Origin of the sequence: Mesorhizobium sp. M7A.F.Ca.AU.002.02.1.1 (assembly GCF_003998535.1) — a bacterium.
In the GTDB taxonomy this organism is placed as follows: Bacteria; Pseudomonadota; Alphaproteobacteria; order Rhizobiales; family Rhizobiaceae; genus Mesorhizobium; species Mesorhizobium ciceri.
This window is the reverse complement of sequence record NZ_RZPB01001086.1, coordinates 1-1,569: the sequence shown is the minus strand read 5'-3', so window position 1 is coordinate 1,569 and position 1,569 is coordinate 1. Positions and strand designations below refer to the sequence as shown.

General features: G+C 67.9%; 2 protein-coding genes. Both read right to left on the bottom strand.

Annotated features, from left to right (window positions below):
- Nucleotides 1–1,102, bottom strand: a 1,102-nt coding sequence (proB, locus tag EN879_RS35260; RefSeq protein ID WP_127274682.1) for a glutamate 5-kinase, incomplete at its 3' end; no start/stop codon positions are given.
- Between the two features lie 4 nt (nucleotides 1,103–1,106).
- Nucleotides 1,107–1,569 (bottom strand): GTPase (locus EN879_RS35255; RefSeq protein ID WP_206521073.1); only part of this gene is annotated, 463 nt, incomplete at its 5' end.

Genomic DNA, 1,569 nt, shown 5'->3' with positions numbered 1-1,569 from the left:
CCACAAGGTCATCGCGGTGGATCATCGCCGAACGCGCCTCGTAGCCGAGCACGGTTTCGATCTCGGCCGTCTTCAGGCCCGCGATCCTTACGGCATCGGCGGCATCATAGGCAACCAGCCCGCGCGCGATCTCGCGGCCCTCGGGCGACAGGATCGCCACCGTGTCGCCGCGCGAGAAATTGCCGCTGACCAGCTTGACGCCGGCCGGCAGCAACGATTTGCCCGACAGCAGCGCGCCGATGGCGCCGGCATCGACCGTAAGCCGGCCGGCCGGCTCGAGCTGGCCGGCGATCCAGGTTTTGTAGCCCTTGACCGGGTTGCTGCTCGGCCGAAAGAAAGTAGCGCGCTCGCCGCGTTCGATCGCCATCAGCGGCGACAGCCGAGTGCCCGACGTGATGATCATCGCGGTGCCGGCGGCGGTGGCGATCTTGCCGGCATCGAGCTTCGTGCGCATGCCGCCGCGCGACAGCTCGGAAGCGGCCGCACCCGCCATCGCCTCGATATCAGGCGTGATGCGGTCGACCACCGGAATGAATTTGGCGTTGGGGTCGCGCGCCGGCGGCGCGGTGTAGAGCCCGTCGATGTCGGAAAGCAGCACCAAAAGATCGGCGCCCATCATGGTGGCGACGCGGGCCGCCAGCCGGTCATTGTCGCCGTAGCGGATTTCGGAAGTCGCCACCGTGTCGTTCTCGTTGATGACCGGCACTGCCTTCATCTTCAAGAGTGTCGAGATCGTCGCCCGCGCGTTGAGATAGCGGCGGCGCTCCTCGGTGTCGCCGAGCGTCAGCAGGATCTGGCCCGATTTCAGGCTGCCCTTGCCGAGCGCGTCCGACCAGGCGCCGGCCAGCGCGATCTGTCCCACGGCTGCCGCCGCCTGGCTCTCCTCCAGTTTCAGGGCTCGCTTGCCGAGGCCAAGGATGGTGCGGCCAAGCGCGATGGCGCCGGACGAGACGACGAGGATTTCAGCGCCGCCCTGGGCCAGCCCGGCAATGTCGTCGGCGAGCGAAGCCAGCCAGTCGCGCTTCAGGCCCGTCGCGCGGTCGACGAGCAGCGCCGAGCCGATCTTGACGGTGATGCGCCGATATTTTCTCAGCGACTGCATGACCCTATTTGTCCCAGCGCGTCTCGACCGGCGCCGCGATCTGCGCGCGCGCCTCAGCAATCACCGCCATCAGCGCCCGCTGCACCGCCTCGACGCCCTCGCCGGTGACCGCCGACAACAGCATCGGCGCGCGGCCGGCAGCGCGTTTCAGCGAGGCGACCTTCTTCTTGCGCGCATCGGCGTCGAGCGTGTCGACCTGGGAAAGCGCCAGGATCTCGACCTTGTCGGTGAGGCCATGGCCATAGGCGTCGAGCTCGGCTCGCACGGTCTTGTAGGCCTTGCCCGGATTTTCCTCCTGCGCCGAAACCAGATGCAGCAGCACACGCGTGCGCTCGACGTGGCCAAGGAAGCGATCGCCGATGCCGACGCCCTCATGCGCGCCTTCGATGAGGCCCGGAATGTCGGCGATGACGAATTCGCGCGCGTCGATGCGGGCAACGCCGAGGCCGGGATGCAGCGTCGTGAAC